Below are 16,801 nucleotides of genomic sequence, written 5' to 3' on the forward strand. Positions count from 1 at the left end.
TCTGCGGGCCTGACGGGGCTCCGGGGCACAGGGACGCCCGAGGGCCCGCAGCGTCACCGCTGCGGGCCCTTGGGCGATGCGTGCCGATCGCGCCGGTCCTCCGGCGCCTCGTGGCGGCTCCTGTGCCTCGTCGTGGCGCTAGGCCTCGTCGCGGCGCAGCGAGGGCTTGAGTTCCTTGAACCGGCCGAGCAGGCCGTTCACGAACGAGGGCGACTCGTCCGTGGAGAACTCCTTCGCCAGCTGCACCATCTCGTCGAGGACGACGGCGTCGGGCGTCTCGTCCGCCCAGATCAGCTCGTAGGCGCCGAGGCGCAGGATGTTGCGGTCGACGACGGGCATCCTGTCGAGCGTCCAGCCGACCGAGTACTGGGCGATCAGCTCGTCGATGCGCTTCGCGTGCTGCGCGTACCCCTCGACCAGCTGCATCGTGTACTCGCTCACCGGCGGCTGCCGGGTGTCGTCCCGGGAGAGCCGGATCCAGTCCGCGAGGACCGTCAGGACGTCCGCGTCGCGCTGGTCACCCTCGAAGAGGATCTGGAAGGCGCGCTTGCGGGCCGTGTTGCGGGCAGCCACGGTTAGCTGTTCACCCGGCCGAGGTAGTCGCTCGTGCGGGTGTCGACCTTGATCTTCTCACCGGTGGTGATGAAGAGCGGGACGTTGATCTGGTGACCGGTCTCCAGGATGGCGGGCTTGGTGCCACCGGTGGAGCGGTCGCCCTGGACGCCCGGTTCGGTCTCCTGGATGACGAGCTCGACAGCGGCCGGCAGCTCCACGAAGAGCACCTCGCCCTCGTGCTGCGCCACGGTGGCGGTGAAGCCCTCGATCAGGAAGTTGGCGGCGTCGCCGACAGCCTTGCGGTCGACCATGAGCTGGTCGTAGGTCTCCATGTCCATGAAGACGAAGTACTCGCCGTCCATGTAGGAGAACTGCATGTCGCGCTTGTCGATCGTGGCCGTCTCGACCTTGACGCCGGCGTTGAACGTCTTGTCGACGACCTTGCCGGAAAGCACGTTCTTCAGCTTGGTGCGCACGAAGGCCGGGCCCTTGCCGGGCTTGACGTGCTGGAACTCGACGACGGACCACAGCTGGCCTCCGTCGAGCTTGAGCACCAGGCCGTTCTTGAGGTCGTTCGTGGAAGCCACGGTTGCGGAATCTCCTGGACTGACGTGGACGACCCCGGGGGCACACGCCTACAGCGCGAGCAGCTCCTTGGTCGTGATGGTGAGTAGCTCTGGGCCGCCGTCCGCCTCGGGGCGGACGACGAGCGTGTCATCGATCCGGACGCCGCCCCGGCCCGGGAGGTGAACCCCCGGTTCGACGGTGACCGGCACGCAAGCGTCCAGTTTACCCATGGCCGCGGGGGCCAGCTGCGGGTCCTCGTCGATTTCGAGTCCCACACCGTGCCCCGTCAGGGCCGGAAGGCCCTCCGCGTACCCCGCGGAGTCCAGTACCTGGCGTGCGGCGCGGTCCACGTCGCGGTAGGCGGCGCCGGGTACGAGACTCTCCCGTCCGGCCCGCTGGGCGGCGAAGACGAGGTCGTACAGCTCGATCTGCCAGTCCGCGGGGGACGTACCGATGACGAAGGTACGGCCGATCTCGCACCGGTAGCCGCGGTAGGTCGCACCGAGGCAGACGGACAGAAAGTCACCCTCCTCGACCCGCCGGTCGGTGGGGCGGTGGCCGCGTCTGCCGGAGTTCGGGCCGGTACCGACGGAGGTCGCGAAGGCGGGACCGTCGGCACCGTGGTCGACCAGGCGACGCTCCAGTTCCAGGGCCAGGTGACGTTCGGTACGGCCGACGAGGATGGACTCGAGCAGTTCGCCGAGGGCCTGGTCGGCGATTTCGGCGCCGATCCTGAGGCAGGAGATCTCCTCCTCGTCCTTCACCACCCGCAGCTGCTCGACGGCGCCGCCCAGATCCGCGAGGCGCAGCCGGGGCACGACCGAGCGGATGGCGCGGTGCCGGGCGACGGTCAGGTGATGCTCCTCCACGGCGAGGGACTCACCGCCTTGCCCTGCCGCGAGGTCGGCGGCGGCGACGGCCGGATCGCCACCGGGTCCGGGCAACCTCTGCACGCGCAGCGCCTCGTCGGGCCGGCCTTCGGCAGGGCGGTCGTCCGGTGGGCCGGGGCACAGCAGCAGGTCCTCGGTCCTGCCGAGCAGCAGGACGGCGCCGTGCGGGGCGGTGCCTGCGAGGTAGCGGACGTTGGCGGGGCGGGTCACCAGCGCGGAGGCGCTGCCGCTGGCTTGGCAGCGTTCCCGTAGGCGGGTTCGGCGGGCACCGTAGACCTCTGACATGACACGAGCGTAGGAGCGGTGTCCGGATTGTGCTGGTTGAGAGGGTGCCGTTTGGGGGACCGGGGTGCGTGCGGGTGTTGTGTGCCGGGTGCGGGCCGGTGAGGGCTGAGCGCGCAGTTCCCCGCGCCCCTGAACGCCTACCAGCTCGGTGGGCTGGCTATCGACCTTGCCAGTACCTCGTCCAGGACCTGAGCCGTCTGTGGTACGTCCAGCTGGGAGTTGTCGATGATGGGGAGGCCGGAGCCGTACCAGCCGGCCATGCGGCCGTGGATGCGGGCGACCTCTTCGTCGGTGAGGCGGCGGTTTCCCGAGCGTTCGGCGTTGCGCTCCAGGACGATCTCGAGGCCCGGCAACAGAACCACCGGCAGCAGGCCCGGGCCCACGTGGCGCTTCCAGCCGCCGAGGCCGACGACCGGGCGGTCGGGGAAGACGGCGTCGTCGAGGATGCAGGAGATGCCGTTGGCCAGGAAATTGCGGGCCGCGAAGCCGCAGGTGCGGCGGGCGAGGCGGTACTGGGCCTCGGAGTGGTCGTTCCACCCGGACTGCGGGTCGGCGAAGCCCGAGCGGACCCATTCGCGTACGTCGTCGAGGCTGATGTGGGCGGTGGGGACCCGGCGGCGGCCCGCCCAGTACCGGGCGACGCTCGTCTTTCCGGCGCCGGCCGGGCCGATGAGCAGAACCGCGAGGGTCGTGGCGGCCGGGTCGGCGGTCGTGGCGGGCGGCGCGCTCGGCATGGCGACGGGACCGCCGGGCGGCAACGGCACATGGCCGGTGGTCTCCGGCACCGGCGGGACCGGGGCGTGCTGCGGTGCGGGCGGTACCGGCGCCGAGGGCGCGCCGGTGAAGCCCGGAGCGGGAGGAGGCGGTGGGGGCACGGGGGCGGAACCCTGGTGTGCGCCCGGGTGCTGCGGACCCGGGGGATGTGCGGCCGGCGACCAGCCGGCGACCGGTCCGTGCCCCGGCTGGTGGGGCGGCGGCAGCGGAGAACCCACTGCGTGCTGCATCCGGTGCCACTCCGTCTCGTACAGGCAATGGGCGCTGACAGCGCGGGGGATTCCCGCTTCGCTACCGAACGGTACCGCCCCCGGCCGTCGTTTGGTGAAACGGCCGGGGGCGGTCCGAAGTGCCCGGTGGCGCAAGGTGAATCGGGCGGATGGAGTACCGCGGGACTTACTCGCCCACTTCGCCGTACGCGGCGAGGAGGACCGCCGGGTCGGGGCCCTCCAGAACGGTCGGCTTGGCCAGACCGTCCAGGACGATGAAGCGCAGCAGGTCGCCGCGGGACTTCTTGTCGACCTTCATGGCCTCCAGCAGCTTGGGCCACTGGTCGTAGCGGTAGTGCAGGGGCAGGCCGACGGATTCGAGGACCGTGCGGTGCCGGTCGGCCGTGGCGTCGTCCAACCGGCCCGCGAGACGGCCGAGTTCGGCGGCGAAGTGCATGCCGACCGAGACCGCGGCGCCGTGCCGCCACTTGTAGCGCTCGTTCTTCTCGATGGCGTGCGCGAGCGTGTGGCCGTAGTTGAGGATCTCTCTGAGGCCCGACTCCTTGAGGTCGGAGGAGACGACCTCGGCCTTGACCCGGATGGACCGCTCGATGAGCTCCGCGGTGTGCGGGCCCGCCGGAGTGCGGGCGGCCTCGGGGTCGGACTCGATGAGCTCCAGGATCGTCGGGTCGGCGATGAAGCCGGCCTTGATGATCTCGGCGAGCCCGGAGACGTAGTCGTTGACCGAGAGGGAGTCGAGCGCGGCCAGGTCGCACAGCACGCCGGCCGGCGGGTGGAAGGCGCCGACGAGGTTCTTGCCCTCGGCGGTGTTGATGCCGGTCTTGCCGCCGACGGCCGCGTCCACCATGGCCAGCACGGTGGTGGGGACGGCGATCCAGCGCACCCCGCGCAGCCAGGTCGCGGCCACGAACCCGGCGAGGTCCGTGGTCGCGCCGCCGCCGACACCGACGACGACGTCGGTGCGGGTGAAGCCGGACTGGCCGAGTGCCTTCCAGCAGTAGGCGGCGACCTCGGCGGTCTTGGCCTCCTCCGCGTTCGGCACCTGGATGGCGACGACCTCGAAGCCCTGCTCGGCCAGGTCGCCGCGCAGCGCGTCGCCGGTCTCGGCCAGCGCCTCGGGGTGGACGATCGCGACCCGCTTGGCCTTGTCGCCGATCAACCCGGCGAGCTCGCCAAGGAGTTGCCGGCCCACCAGTACCTCGTAGGGCTCGCTGCCCGCGGTACCGCCGACCTGGATCCTCGTCACCTGGTCTGCCATTACGTCCTCCGGCCGGGGGTCCGGGGGTTGTCCCCCGGGAATTACAGTCTTCAACTCCAGTGCGTCCAGGGCGGCTTGGGTGACCTCTTCGGGCGTACGGCCGTCCGTGGACACGACCGCCGTGGCGATCGACTCGTACAGGTGCCGCCGCGCCTCCATCAGTTCGCGCCACTGCTTGCGCGGGTTGACCGCGAGCAGCGGCCGGGCGGCGTTCAGGCCGGTGCGCTTGACGGCTTCCTCGACGTCCATGGAGAGGTAGACGACGCGCTGCCCGGTGAGCAGCGCGCGGGTGTCCTCGTCCAGGATCGCGCCGCCGCCCAGCGCGAGTACACCGTCGTGCTCGGCGAGCGCCCGGCGCACCGCCCGCTTCTCGATCGCGCGAAAGTCCGGCTCACCCTCGTCGACGAAGATCTCGGCGATGGACCGGCCCTGCTCCGCGACGATGTCGTCGTCGGTGTCCCGATAGCCGACGCCGAGCCGCTCGGCGAGCAACTGCCCGACGGTGGACTTGCCGACGCCCATCGGCCCGACCAGGACGACCACAGGCACAGCGCTCATCGGACCGGGAGGTTGTCGAGGTACGACCGGACGTTGCGGCGGGTCTCACCCACGCTGTCGCCGCCGAACTTCTCCGCGACCGCGTCCGCAAGGACCAGCGCGACCATCGCCTCCGCGACGATGCCGGCGGCCGGCACCGCGCACACGTCCGAGCGCTGGTGGTGGGCCTGCGCGGGCTCGCCGGTGGCCACGTCGACCGTCTGCAGCGCGCGCGGCACGGTCGCGATCGGCTTCATCGCCGCCCGCACCCGCAGCAGCTCACCGGTGGTCAGGCCGCCCTCGGTGCCGCCGGAACGGCCGGTGGCCCGCCGGATGCCCTCGTCGGTGGCGAGGATCTCGTCGTGCGCCTTCGAGCCGGGCACGCGCGCCAGGTCGAAGCCGTCGCCGACCTCGACGCCCTTGATGGCCTGGATGCCCATCAGGGCGGCGGCCAGCCGGGCGTCCAGCCTGCGGTCCCAGTGCACGTGCGAGCCCAGGCCCACCGGCACGCCGTACGCCAGCACCTCGACCACGCCGCCGAGGGTGTCGCCGTCCTTGTGGGCCTGGTCGATCTCCGCGACCATCGCCTTCGACGCGTCCGCGTCCAGGCAGCGCACCGGGTCGGCGTCCAGCTTCTCGACGTCGGAGGGCTTGGGGTAGACGCCGTAGGGCGCCCTCGCCGCGGCCAGCTCGACGACGTGGCTGACGATCTCGATGCCGGCCGTCTCCTTCAGGTACGACCGGGCCACCGCGCCCAGTGCCACCCGGGCCGCCGTCTCCCGGGCGGAGGCGCGCTCCAGGATCGGCCGGGCCTCGTCGAAGCCGTACTTCTGCATGCCGGCCAGGTCGGCGTGGCCGGGGCGCGGCCGGGTCAGCGGGGCGTTGCGGGCCAGGCCCGCGAGGATCTCGGGGTCGATGGGGTCGGCCGCCATGACCTGCTCCCACTTCGGCCACTCGGTGTTGCCCACCATCACCGCCACCGGGGAGCCCAGAGTGAGGCCGTGCCGCACACCGCCGAGGAACGTGACCTCGTCACGCTCGAACTTCATGCGCGCACCGCGTCCATAACCGAGCCGGCGCCGGGCCAGGTGGTCCGCCACCATCTCCGTGGTGATCGGCACGCCGGCGGGAAGTCCCTCCAGCGTCGCCACGAGTGCGGGACCGTGGGACTCCCCCGCGGTCAGCCAGCGCAACCTGCTCAACGGTGCTCCTCAGTGCTCGCGCCCTGGTACTGCCCTTCGTACGCGCGTCCTCGCGTACGGCGACGGCCCGACCAGGTGCGCGGCCCTGGCCCGCCACCTCCGATCCTCCCACGTCCGGGCACGGGGATCGGCCGCCGGTCCACAGGGCGGACGGGACACGGCTGTCCCGACGGCGGCCGAGCGGCTCCTAGCGGGCGGCGAGCGCGTGCTCGCCCGCCTTGCGCATCGCGTCCAGCGGGGCAGGGGTCCGGCCCGTCATCTGCTCCACCTGCAGGACCGCCTGGTGCACCAGCAGGTCGAGTCCGCTGACGACGGCCCCGCCGTACGCGGACCAGCGGGCGGCGAGCTCGGTGGGCCACGGGTCGTAGAGCACGTCGAAGAGAGTGGCGGGGCGTTCCGGCAGGGCCGAGGACAGCGCGTCGGTCGCACCGGCCGGGGTGGTCGCGACGACGAGCGGTGCGCGCAGGGCCTGCTCGGCGTCCGCCCAGTCCGCCGTGCGGAGCTCGATGTCCAGCCGCTCGCCCCACTGCCGCATCTCGGCGGCACGGGCCTCGCTGCGGACGTACGCGACGACCTCGCCGGTGCAGATCCGGGACAGGGCGGCGAGCGCGGAGGAGGCGGTGGCGCCGGCGCCGAGGATCGCGGCGGAGTCGACCTGTTCGATGCCGTGTTCGCGCAGGGCGGCGACCATGCCGGGGATGTCGGTGTTGTCGCCGACCCGGCGGCCGTCCTCGGTGAACACGACCGTGTTGACCGCGTCGACCGAGGCAGCGGTCTCGCTGATGTCGTCGAGCAGCGGGATGACGGCCCGCTTGAGCGGCATGGTCACCGAGAGCCCGGCCCACTCCGGGCCGAGTTCCGCGAAGAAACCCGGCAGGGCGGCCTCGTCGAGCTCGAACCGGTCGTACGACCAGTTCGTCAGGCCCAGTTCCTGGTACGCGGCGCGGTGCAGCACGGGCGAGAGGGAGTGCGCGATGGGCTTGCCGAGCACGGCGGCCCGGCGGGCGTCAGCTGCCCGAGCTCTCATTGAACTTGTCCTTGAGCCTTTCGAATTCCGCGAAGGTCTTCGCGTATTCGGTCTTTTTCACACCGTCGGTCGCCACGAAGTAGAGCCAGCCCTCGTCGGTCGGATTCTCCGTCGCCTTCATCGCCTCGTCACCGGGGTTACCGATGGGACCGGGCGGCAGACCCTCCTGCGTGTACGTGTTGTACGGGTCCTGGTTGCTGTTGATCTCCGACTCGCTGATGTTGATGTTGCTCTCGTTCTTCAGGTAATTGAAGGTCGAGTCGAACTGCAGCTTCCGGTTGGTCTCGGTGTTCGTGGACTTGAGGCGGTTGTAGATCACCTCCGCCATCTTGCGGAAGTCGTCCTCGGTCTTGCCCTCGGCCTGGACGAGGCTGGCGACGGTGACGACCTGCAGCGGGTTGTCCAGTTTGAGCGCCTTGGCCTTTGCCTCCACGTCGAACTCGTCGTACTTCTTCGCCGCCTGGGTCACCATCTCCTTCAGGACCGTCTCGGCCTTCATGCCCTTGGCGGCGGGATAGGTGCCGGGGTAGAGGAATCCTTCCAGCGGATCCTTTATGTCTTTGTTGTCGTTCGCCCAGCCAGGCAGCCCGAGGCTCTCGAACTCCTTCTCGGCGATCTTCCTGGTGGTGCCGGACGACAATTCGAGTTTCGCGTCGATCGTCTTGTAGACGCTGATATTGCGCTCGCCCGGCTTGACCAGCACATTGTTCTGGCTCTTGGGGTCGAGCATCATCTCGATGGCACTGTCGGCGGACATCTGTTTCTTCAGCAGATAGGCGCCGGCCTGGATCGTCTTGCCTTTGGCGTTCTGCTCCTGAGCTGCCACGAACGCGTCGACGCTCTTGACCACGCCGGCTTCTTTCAGCTTCTGACCGATCGTCGACCCGTAGGCGCCCTTGGGGATGACGACGGATACCAGCTCGCTCGTACCGTCCCCGGCGTAGTCCGGAGCCGAGCCGAAACGATCCTGGTAGAACTGGTAGCCGAAATATCCGACTCCGCCCAATCCTCCGCCGAACACCAGCAGCACCACCAGACACGCGCATCCGCTGCGGCGCTTCTTCGGCTTGCCGCCGCGTCCCTTGCGGTCGCCGCGGTCGCCCTTCGGTTCGTCCGAGTCGTCCTCGTCGTCGTCGGCGCCCGAGAAGAACGCGTGCTCGCCCTGATCGGGACCGGGATCCCAGTCGGGCTGCTGCGGTTCGGGTTCGGCGCGCCGACGGGCGAGCGGCTCCGGCGGCGGGTAGGCGTCCGGGGTGCCGTAGAAGTCGGGCTGCTGCTGGCCGCCGTACGACATGCCCTGCTGCTGCCCGTACGGGTCCGACGGATCGGGGTACTGGACGGGCTCGTGCGCGCCGGTGGCCCAGCCGCTGTTGTCGTACTGCTGCTGGGGCTGGGGCGCGTACTGCTGCTGATCGTACTGCTGCCCGCCGTACTGCTGCTGCTCGCCGTGCTGCTGGTCGTACTGTTGCTGGTCGCCGTACTGCTGGTTGTACTGCTGCTGATCGTACTGTTGCTGCTCGCCGTACTGCTGCTGGTAGTGCTGCTGCGCCTGACCGTATGCGGCCTGTTGGCCGTCGCCCCAGCCTCCATTGTCGTACTGCGGCTGCTGCGGCTGCTCCGGATGGTGCTGCGGCTGGCCGCCGTAGGGGGACTGCTGACCCGCCTGGGCCTGCTGTCCACCCCATCCGTCATCCCCGTACAACGGGTCCTCCGGATGCCACGGTTCGGAGCCTTCGCCCCGGCCATACTCAGTCATCGATCCCCTAGAGCCGCGAGGCGGCGGTTGCGCGGCTTTCGGCTCGGCTCCCGTTCCGCCTCTCTTTGTGCGGTGGCTGTTCGAACACCTCCGCATCGCGCGGAACGTTACCGTATCGCGATCAGATGACCACTTCGACGCCCTCGCCGGGTGCTTTACCTGACACCCGTTCGGATTCCAGGGCCTGTTGAAGGATGATCACGGCGGCTACCTGGTCGATGACCGATCTGCCCTTTTTCGACTTCACGCCCGAGGCACGCAGTCCCTGACTGGCCGTCACCGTGGTCATCCGCTCGTCCACGAGCCGGACCGGGACGGGGGCGATGCCCCGGGCGAGCTCCTGGGCGAAGCCGCGGACCTTCACCGCGGCCGGGCCCTCGCCCCCCTTGAGGGAGCGGGGAAGGCCGACCACGACCTCGATCGGCTCGTACTCCTCGACCAGTTGCTTCAGCCGACGGTGAGCTGCGGGGAGGTCCCGGCCGGGGACCGTCTCCACCGGAGTGGCGAGGATCCCGTCGGGGTCGCACGAGGCGACCCCGATGCGGGCGTCCCCGACGTCGATCGCGAGTCGACGGCCGCGGCGCATGCCCCGGCCGTCGTCACTCTCTCGGACCTCGGCGCTCACTTGGCCGTTTCCGCCACGAGCCGCTCGACGGCCTCGACGGCCTCGCCGACGGCGGCCGGGTTCTGGCCGCCGCCCTGGGCGAGGTCCGGCTTGCCGCCACCGCCGCCGCCGAGGGTCTTGGCGGCCGTACGGACCAGGTCGCCGGCCTTGAGGCCGCGCTCGCGGGCGGCCTCGTTGGTGGCGATCACGGTCAGCGGCTTGCTGTTGTTGACGGCGAACAGGGCGACCACGGCGGCCCGGCCGCCCTGGATGCGGCCGCGCACGTCGAGGACCAGCTTGCGCAGGTCGTCGGGGGTGGTGCCGTCCGGGACCTGACCGGTCACCAGAGCGACGCCCTGGACGTCCTTGGCCGACCCGGCGAGACCGGCGGCGGCCTGGAGGACCTTCTCGGCGCGGAACTTCTCGATCTCCTTCTCAGCGTCCTTCAGCCTGCCGAGCATGGCGGAGACCTTCTCCGGAAGCTCCTCCGGACGACCCTTGACCAGCTCCTGCAGCTGGGCGACGACCGTGTGCTCACGGGCGAGGAAGTTGTAGGCGTCGACACCCACGAGGGCCTCGATACGGCGCACACCCGAGCCGATCGACGACTCGCCGAGCAGCTTCACCAGGCCCAGCTGGGCGGTGTTGTGGACGTGCGTGCCGCCGCACAGCTCCTTGGAGAAGTCGCCGATGGTGACGACACGGACGCGCTCGCCGTACTTCTCGCCGAACTCGGCGATGGCACCCTGCTTCTTGGCCTCGTCGATGCCCATGACATCGGCGCGGACGTCCAGGTCGCGGGCGAGCACCTCGTTGATCTTCTGCTCCACGTCGGTCATCACGGCCGTGGGAACGGCGGCGGGGGAACCGAAGTCGAAGCGGAAGCGGCCGGGCTGGTTCTCGGAACCGGCCTGGGCGGCCGTCGGGCCGAGGGCGTCGCGCAGGGCCTGGTGGGTCAGGTGCGTGGCCGAGTGGGCGCGGGCGATGGCCGTGCGGCGCCGGGAGTCGATCGAGGCGTGGGCCTTGGAGCCGACGGTGACCTCGCCGACCTGGACGACGCCCTTGTGGACGTACACGCCGGGCACCGGCTTCTGGCAGTCGCGGATCTCGATGACGGCACCGGTGTCCACCTTGATCCGGCCGGTGTCGCCGATCTGGCCGCCGCCCTCGGCGTAGAACGGGGTGCGGTCCAGGACGATCTCGACCTCGTCGCCCTCGGTGGCGGCCGGGGAGGAGGCACCGTCGACGAGGATCCCGACGATCGTGGACTCGCCCTCGGTGTCCGAGTAGCCGATGAAGTCGGTCTCGCCGGCCTTGTCGGCGATCTCGCGGTAGGCGCCGACGCCGGCATGGCCGGTCTTCTTGGCCTGGGCGTCGGCCTTGGCGCGCTCCCGCTGCTCCTTCATCAGACGGCGGAAACCGTCCTCGTCCACGGAGAGGCCCTGCTCGGCGGCCATCTCCAGGGTGAGGTCGATCGGGAAGCCCCAGGTGTCGTGGAGCAGGAAGGCCTTGTCGCCGGACAGGACGGTGCCGCCGGCCTGCTTGGTCTCGGTGACGGCGGTGTCGAGGATGTTCGTGCCGCCCTTGAGGGCCTTGAGGAAGGCGTTCTCCTCGGCGACGGCGACCTTCTCGATCCGCTCGCGGTCGGTGACCAGCTCCGGGTACTGCTGCCCCATCATCTCGATGACCGTGTCGATCAGGTCCTTGACGACCGGGCCGGTGGCACCGAGCAGACGCATGTTGCGGATGGCGCGGCGCATGATGCGGCGCAGGACATAGCCGCGGCCCTCGTTGCCGGGGGTCACGCCGTCGCCGATGAGCATCACGGACGTGCGCATGTGGTCGGTGACCACGCGCAGGGAGACGTCGGAGTCGTGGGCCTGGCCGTACTCGACACCGGTCAGCTCGGTGGCCTTCTTGATGACGGCCATGGAGGTGTCGATCTCGTACATGTTCTGCACGCCCTGCAGAATCATGGCGAGGCGCTCCATGCCGAGGCCCGTGTCGATGTTCTTGCTCGGCAGGTCGCCCAGGATCTCGAAGTTGTCCTTGCCGATGCCCTCGCCGCGCTCGTACTGCATGAAGACGAGGTTCCAGATCTCCACGTACCGCTCGTCGTTGACGGCGGGGCCGCCCTCGACGCCGAACTCGGGGCCGCGGTCGTAGTTGATCTCGGAACAGGGGCCGCACGGGCCGGGAACGCCCATGGACCAGTAGTTGTCCTTCATGCCGAGGCGCTGGATGCGCTCCTTGGGCACGCCGACGACCTCGTGCCAGATGCGCTCGGCCTCGTCGTCGTCCTTGTAGACGGTGATCCAGAGCTTTTCCGGCTCCAGTCCGTAACCACCCTTGTCCTGGGGCGTGGTGAGCAGCTCCCAGGCGTACTTGATGGCGCCTTCCTTGAAGTAGTCGCCGAAGGAGAAGTTGCCGCACATCTGGAAGAAGGTGCCGTGCCGCGTGGTCTTGCCGACCTCTTCGATGTCCGGCGTGCGCACGCACTTCTGCACGCTGGTGGCGCGCTGGAACGGCGGCTTGACCTCACCCAGGAAGTAGGGCTTGAAGGGCACCATGCCGGCCGGGACGAGGAGCAGAGTCGGGTCGTCCGCGATGAGCGACGCCGAAGGGACGACGGTGTGCCCGCGCTCCTCGAAGAAGCTCAACCAGCGGCGACGAATCTCGGCCGACTCCATCAGTGGTCCTCATTCCGGTTGTACGAGTATGTCGTCCTGTCGCTCTCGACGGACTTCGGGTTGTTGCGGTTCTCGATGGCGGCGTACCGCCGGGGGGAGGGGAGCTCGGGGTTCTCGTTGATCCCGAGGGCGTCACCCAGCTCCGCCTCCCGCTGGGCCATGTTGTCGCGGACGTCCAGCGCGAAGCCCACCGCGCGGTCCTTGATGCGGTGACCGGCATCGAGCGCCTTGTTCGCCGCGGTCACGGCGAGGTTCTCGGGGGTCAGCTGCTTCAGCTTGCGATTGACCTTGGTGGTGGCCCACACACCGGCGGCGACGCCCGAGGTGAACCAGAAGGTACGGCGGAACATCGCTGGCTCTCAGTCCTTCTTTTTGCGGAGGTCTCGCTTGTCCCGCCGAGAGACCGTGCGGCCCACGATCACGGTACGCCGGGGTGCCTTGGCGGGAACGTCGTCCTTGCGGCCGCCGAGGGCCCGGCGCACGCCGTAGCCGAAGGCGGCGACCTTCACGAGGGGGCCGCCGAAGGTGGAGGCGACGGTCGTCGACAGCGCGGACGCGTTCGACGTGACCTCCTGGACGTCCGACGCGATCGCGTCGACCCGGTCGATCTGGGTCTGTGCGGAGCGCACCGCCGAGGAGGCGTCGGCCAGCAGCGGGACGGCCTGGTCGGTCACGTCCGCCACGAGCTTGGTGGTCGCCCTGAGCGTCTGGGCCAGCCTCGCCAGCGCGACGGCGAGGAAGGAGACCAGAATCGCCCAGAAGACGGCCACCAGGATCCCGGCCACCTCTCCACCGGACACTGTGTGCACCCGCTCCCTGAAACGTGCCTGCATATCGAAAAAGTCGTACGCCGAGCCTATCGCGCCGGGGGTCTGGCTCCGAACCGGATTACCGCCCGCGCGCACCCGGGTTCGCGCGAAGCGATTGTACGGACTGAATACGGTTCAGTACGCTCCGTGTTCCATGTGCATTCCTCAGCACGGCGACACTTCGGCGAACGGCAACCTGCTCCTGGAACTCGACGCGTTCGTGGGCCGCACGGCCGAACTGGCCGGGCTGGCGCGGGCGCTCGGCTCCTCGCGGCTCGTGACGGTCACGGGTGTGGGCGGGGTGGGCAAGTCGCGGCTGGCGGCGCACGCGGCCGCGCGGTCCGCCGCAGGTGACGGCGTGTGGCGCGTCGAGCTGGCGCCGGTGCGCGATCCGGAGTTCCTCGACCATGCCGTCATGGACGCGCTCGGACTGACGGACCACACCGCCCGGCTGCCGCGCGAGATCCTGCTCGGGCATCTCGCCGGGCGCGAACTCCTGCTGGTGCTCGACGGGTTCGAGCACCTCGTGGACGCGTGCGCCGAGCTCGTGACCGAGTTGCTGCGCCGGGCACCGGGCCTCAGGGTGCTCGCCGTGGGACGCAGACCGCTGGCCGTGGCGGGCGAGCGGGTGTTCTCGCTGGGGCCGCTCGGCGAGGACGAGGCGGCGCAGCTGTTCCTGGACCGGGCGGACCGGCAGGGGTTCGCATTGCGTGACGATCCGGACGTACGCGAGCTGTGCCGGCGCCTGGACGGCATCCCGCTGGCGGTCGAGCTGGCCGCGGGACGGCTGCGGGCCCTGTCCCCCGGGCAGCTCCTCGAGCGGCTCGACGACCGGTTCCGGCTGCTCACGGGCGGCGGGCGGGACGCTCCCCCAGGCTCTCGGCTTCGCTCGATCCCGGGGGGACCCCCATCCCGCCATCAGACGCTGCGCACGGCGATCGGCTGGAGCCATGAACTGTGCACGCCCGAGGAGCGGTTGCTGTGGTCACGGCTGTCCGTGTTCGCCGGGCGGTTCGACCTGGAGGCCGCCGAGTACGTGTGCAGCGGGGACGGTCTGCGCTCCGACGACGTCCTGGACGTCCTGACGGAGCTGCTCGCCCAGTGCGTGGTCACCCGCGAGGAGACCGCGACCGGCGTGCGCTACCGCATGCTGGACACGGTCCGGGCGTACGGCGCCGACTGGCTGGAGGCGACGGGCGACGACCTGCGGCTGCTGCGGCGGCACCGCGACTGGTACCTGGGCCTGGCCACCTGGTGCGAGCTGGACTGGTTCTCGCCGCGTCAGAACGAGGTGGCGGCGCGGATCGAGGCGGAGCTGCCGAATCTGCGCCGCGCCCTGGAGTACTGCCTGTCCGAGCCGGACGAGGTCCATCTGGGCCAGTACCTGGCGGGCTCGCTGTGGTTCCACTGGGCCGGCTGTGGGCGGTTGTCGGAGGGTCGGCACTGGCTGGAGCGCAGTGTCGGGCTGGAGTCGGAGCACGAGCAGCCGCGGCTGAAAGCGCTGTGGGTGCTGGGCTATGTGGGGATCCTGCAGGGCGACACGGTGCCCGCGCTGGCGGCGCTCCAGGAGTGCCGCGAGGAGGCGGAACGCACCGCGAACCCCACGGCGGTGGCGTACGCCGAGCACCGCACCGGCTGTCTCGCCCTGGTCAGTGACGACATGGCCCGCGCGGAGACGCTGCTGCGCTCGGCGCTGGCCCGCTATGAGGAGATCGGCGAGCTCAGCAGCAATGTGCTGATGTGCCAGGTCGAGCTGGCGATGACACGGGCGTTCCAGGGTGATCTGGTGGAGGCGGTGGAGCTGTGCAAGGACGTCCGCCAGGTCTGTGCCGAATCTGCGCCGCGCCCTGGAGTACTGCCTGTCCGAGCCGGACGAGGTCCATCTGGGCCAGTACCTGGCGGGCTCGCTGTGGTTCCACTGGGCCGGCTGTGGGCGGTTGTCGGAGGGTCGGCACTGGCTGGAGCGCAGTGTCGGGCTGGAGTCGGAGCACGAGCAGCCGCGGCTGAAAGCGCTGTGGGTGCTGGGCTATGTGGGGATCCTGCAGGGCGACACGGTGCCCGCGCTGGCGGCGCTCCAGGAGTGCCGCGAGGAGGCGGAACGCACCGCGAACCCCACGGCGGTGGCGTACGCCGAGCACCGCACCGGCTGTCTCGCCCTGGTCAGTGACGACATGGCCCGCGCGGAGACGCTGCTGCGCTCGGCGCTGGCCCGCTATGAGGAGATCGGCGAGCTCAGCAGCAATGTGCTGATGTGCCAGGTCGAGCTGGCGATGACACGGGCGTTCCAGGGTGATCTGGTGGAGGCGGTGGAGCTGTGCAAGGACGTCCGCCAGGTCTGTGAGGACCACGGCGAGCGCTGGGCCCGCGCGTACGCGCTGTATGTCCTGGCCTACGCGGCCTGGCGCGAGGACGACCCGGCGAGTGCCCGCGCACTGCTGACGGACTGCCTGTCCGGTGCCCACGCGTTCCACGACCTGCTCGGCTCGGTGCTGACGATCGAGCTGCTCGCCCTGGTCACGGCCACGGAGGGCGACCCGGCGGAGGCCGCTGTGCTGCAGGGCGCCGCCGCCGCGATGTGGCCGTCGGTGGGGCTGCCGCTGTTCGGTTCGGCGTACTACAACGCGCCGCACGAGCTGTGCAAGGCGATCGCCCGGGAGCAGCTGGGCGACGAGCGGTACGAGGAGTGCGTACGGCGGGGCGCGCGGCTCGGCCGGGACGCGGCCGTCGTCCGGGCGTTGGGGCGCTGCGCGGATCGCTCGCTGGACGCGGTACCGACGCCGCGCGGGCCGGTGCGGCATGCGACGGCGACCCTGGCCCTGGACACACAGCAGCCCGCCGCCTCGCCCACCCGGAAGGGCGGGGAGACGGCGGGCTGATGAGGTGCTGCTACGGCCTGCTGGTGATCAGCGGGCGTAGTACTCGACGACGAGCTGCTCGTCGCAGATCACCGGGATCTCCTTGCGGTTCGGCTCGCGGTCCAGGCGGAAGGCCAGGGCGCGGAGGTTCACCTGGAGGTAGCGCGGGGTCTCGCCGTCGGGGGCGAAGCCGCCCTCACGGGCGATCGAGAACAGGGTCTTCTCGCGGCTGCGCTCGCGGACCATCACGACGTCGTCGGGCTTGACGCGGAAGGAGGGCTTGTCGACCTTCTGGCCGTTGACCTCGATGTGGCCGTGGACGACCATCTGGCGGGCCTGGTAGATCGTGCGGGCGATGCCCGAACGCAGGACCAGCGCGTCGAGACGGCGCTCGAGCTCGATGACCAGGGCCTCACCGGTCTTGCCCTGGGTCTTGGCGGCACGCTCGTAGGCGCGGACGAGCTGGCGCTCGGACACGTCGTACTGCGCGCGCAGACGCTGCTTCTCGAGCAGACGGACCTTGTAGTCCGAGTTCTGCTTGCGGCCACGACCGTGCTCACCCGGCGGGTAGGGACGGGCCTCGAAGTACTTGACGGCCTTCGGGGTCAGCGCGATGCCGAGGGCACGCGACTTCTTGACCTTGGGGCGGGGCTGGTTCGCCACTTCTTTTCCTTTTCCTTTTCGGCTGCCTCAGGGTTACGGGAGGTCGCATCCGCAGCCGGGGAATCCCGACAGGTCCACGAGGGACTTGTCAGGCAGCCG

Annotated in this window: 15 protein-coding genes; 2 read left to right on the plus strand and 13 right to left on the minus strand. The window is 70.3% G+C overall.

Annotated features, from left to right (window positions below):
* Nucleotides 1-138 precede the first annotated feature (138 nt).
* From nusB to AC5P09_RS03690, 12 genes are all read right to left on the minus strand, one after another.
* Nucleotides 139-573, minus strand: a complete 435-nt coding sequence (gene nusB / locus AC5P09_RS03635; protein WP_493872413.1) for a transcription antitermination factor NusB — start codon at nt 571-573, stop codon at nt 139-141.
* 2 nt (nt 574-575) lie between these two features.
* A complete protein-coding gene (gene efp, locus AC5P09_RS03640; RefSeq protein ID WP_030038547.1) occupies nt 576-1,142 on the minus strand; it encodes an elongation factor P in 567 nt (188 codons plus the stop codon).
* Nucleotides 1,143-1,190: 48 nt separating this feature from the next.
* A complete protein-coding gene (locus AC5P09_RS03645) occupies nt 1,191-2,297 on the minus strand; it encodes an aminopeptidase P family protein (protein WP_493872414.1) in 1,107 nt (368 codons plus the stop codon).
* A gap of 137 nt (nt 2,298-2,434) precedes the next feature.
* On the minus strand, nt 2,435-3,301 hold the full coding sequence (locus AC5P09_RS03650) for a Pro-rich N-terminal domain-containing protein (RefSeq protein ID WP_411148972.1): 867 nt from the start codon (nt 3,299-3,301) through the stop codon (nt 2,435-2,437).
* A 166-nt stretch (nt 3,302-3,467) separates the two neighbouring features.
* Nucleotides 3,468-5,117 (minus strand): 3-dehydroquinate synthase, encoded by a 1,650-nt coding sequence (gene aroB / locus AC5P09_RS03655; RefSeq protein ID WP_493872415.1) that lies wholly within the window; start codon nt 5,115-5,117, stop codon nt 3,468-3,470.
* A complete protein-coding gene (aroC, locus tag AC5P09_RS03660; RefSeq protein WP_493872416.1) occupies nt 5,114-6,298 on the minus strand; it encodes a chorismate synthase in 1,185 nt (394 codons plus the stop codon). The genes aroB and aroC overlap by 4 nt, the downstream gene beginning before the upstream one ends.
* Before the next feature lie 187 nt (nt 6,299-6,485).
* Nucleotides 6,486-7,325 (minus strand): shikimate dehydrogenase, encoded by an 840-nt coding sequence (locus tag AC5P09_RS03665; RefSeq protein WP_493872417.1) that lies wholly within the window; start codon nt 7,323-7,325, stop codon nt 6,486-6,488.
* On the minus strand, nt 7,306-9,081 hold the full coding sequence (gene mltG / locus AC5P09_RS03670) for an endolytic transglycosylase MltG (protein WP_493872418.1): 1,776 nt from the start codon (nt 9,079-9,081) through the stop codon (nt 7,306-7,308). Before mltG ends, AC5P09_RS03665 begins: the two co-directional genes overlap by 20 nt.
* 121 nt (nt 9,082-9,202) lie before the next feature.
* Nucleotides 9,203-9,667, minus strand: coding sequence for a Holliday junction resolvase RuvX (gene ruvX / locus AC5P09_RS03675; RefSeq protein ID WP_493872562.1), 465 nt, complete (start codon nt 9,665-9,667; stop codon nt 9,203-9,205).
* 35 nt (nt 9,668-9,702) lie between these two features.
* Nucleotides 9,703-12,375, minus strand: a complete 2,673-nt coding sequence (gene alaS / locus AC5P09_RS03680) for an alanine--tRNA ligase (protein ID WP_493872419.1) — start codon at nt 12,373-12,375, stop codon at nt 9,703-9,705.
* Nucleotides 12,375-12,725, minus strand: a complete 351-nt coding sequence (locus AC5P09_RS03685; protein WP_493872420.1) for a hypothetical protein — start codon at nt 12,723-12,725, stop codon at nt 12,375-12,377. The genes alaS and AC5P09_RS03685 overlap by 1 nt, the downstream gene beginning before the upstream one ends.
* Before the next feature lie 9 nt (nt 12,726-12,734).
* Nucleotides 12,735-13,184, minus strand: coding sequence for a DUF948 domain-containing protein (locus tag AC5P09_RS03690; protein ID WP_266443005.1), 450 nt, complete (start codon nt 13,182-13,184; stop codon nt 12,735-12,737).
* Between the two features lie 154 nt (nt 13,185-13,338).
* Between AC5P09_RS03690 and AC5P09_RS03695 the strand changes: the two genes are divergently transcribed.
* Nucleotides 13,339-15,351, plus strand: coding sequence for an ATP-binding protein (locus AC5P09_RS03695; RefSeq protein ID WP_493872421.1), 2,013 nt, complete (start codon nt 13,339-13,341; stop codon nt 15,349-15,351).
* Nucleotides 15,239-16,060: a hypothetical protein gene (locus AC5P09_RS03700; RefSeq protein ID WP_493872422.1), complete on the plus strand. Its 822-nt coding sequence runs from the start codon at nt 15,239-15,241 to the stop codon at nt 16,058-16,060. The genes AC5P09_RS03695 and AC5P09_RS03700 overlap by 113 nt, the downstream gene beginning before the upstream one ends.
* 27 nt (nt 16,061-16,087) lie before the next feature.
* Here AC5P09_RS03700 and rpsD read toward each other — a convergent pair whose 3' ends face one another.
* Nucleotides 16,088-16,702: a 30S ribosomal protein S4 gene (gene rpsD, locus AC5P09_RS03705; protein ID WP_067428966.1), complete on the minus strand. Its 615-nt coding sequence runs from the start codon at nt 16,700-16,702 to the stop codon at nt 16,088-16,090.
* Between the last annotated feature and the right edge of the window lie 99 nt (nt 16,703-16,801).

Source organism: Streptomyces sp. a15 (assembly GCF_059026085.1).

What these genes read in the sequence shown, in the direction of transcription:
- AC5P09_RS03645 (WP_493872414.1), bottom strand. Translation starts at nt 2,297, where the DNA reads ATGTCAGAGGTCTACGGTGCCCGCCGAACCCGCCTACGGGAACGCTGC.
- AC5P09_RS03650 (WP_411148972.1), bottom strand. Translation starts at nt 3,301, where the DNA reads ATGCAGCACGCAGTGGGTTCTCCGCTGCCGCCGCCCCACCAGCCGGGG.
- aroB (WP_493872415.1), bottom strand. Translation starts at nt 5,117, where the DNA reads ATGAGCGCTGTGCCTGTGGTCGTCCTGGTCGGGCCGATGGGCGTCGGC.
- AC5P09_RS03665 (WP_493872417.1), bottom strand. Translation starts at nt 7,325, where the DNA reads ATGAGAGCTCGGGCAGCTGACGCCCGCCGGGCCGCCGTGCTCGGCAAG.
- mltG (WP_493872418.1), bottom strand. Translation starts at nt 9,081, where the DNA reads ATGACTGAGTATGGCCGGGGCGAAGGCTCCGAACCGTGGCATCCGGAG.
- ruvX (WP_493872562.1), bottom strand. Translation starts at nt 9,667, where the DNA reads ATGCGCCGCGGCCGTCGACTCGCGATCGACGTCGGGGACGCCCGCATC.
- alaS (WP_493872419.1), bottom strand. Translation starts at nt 12,375, where the DNA reads ATGGAGTCGGCCGAGATTCGTCGCCGCTGGTTGAGCTTCTTCGAGGAG.
- AC5P09_RS03685 (WP_493872420.1), bottom strand. Translation starts at nt 12,725, where the DNA reads ATGTTCCGCCGTACCTTCTGGTTCACCTCGGGCGTCGCCGCCGGTGTG.
- AC5P09_RS03695 (WP_493872421.1), top strand. Translation starts at nt 13,339, where the DNA reads ATGTGCATTCCTCAGCACGGCGACACTTCGGCGAACGGCAACCTGCTC.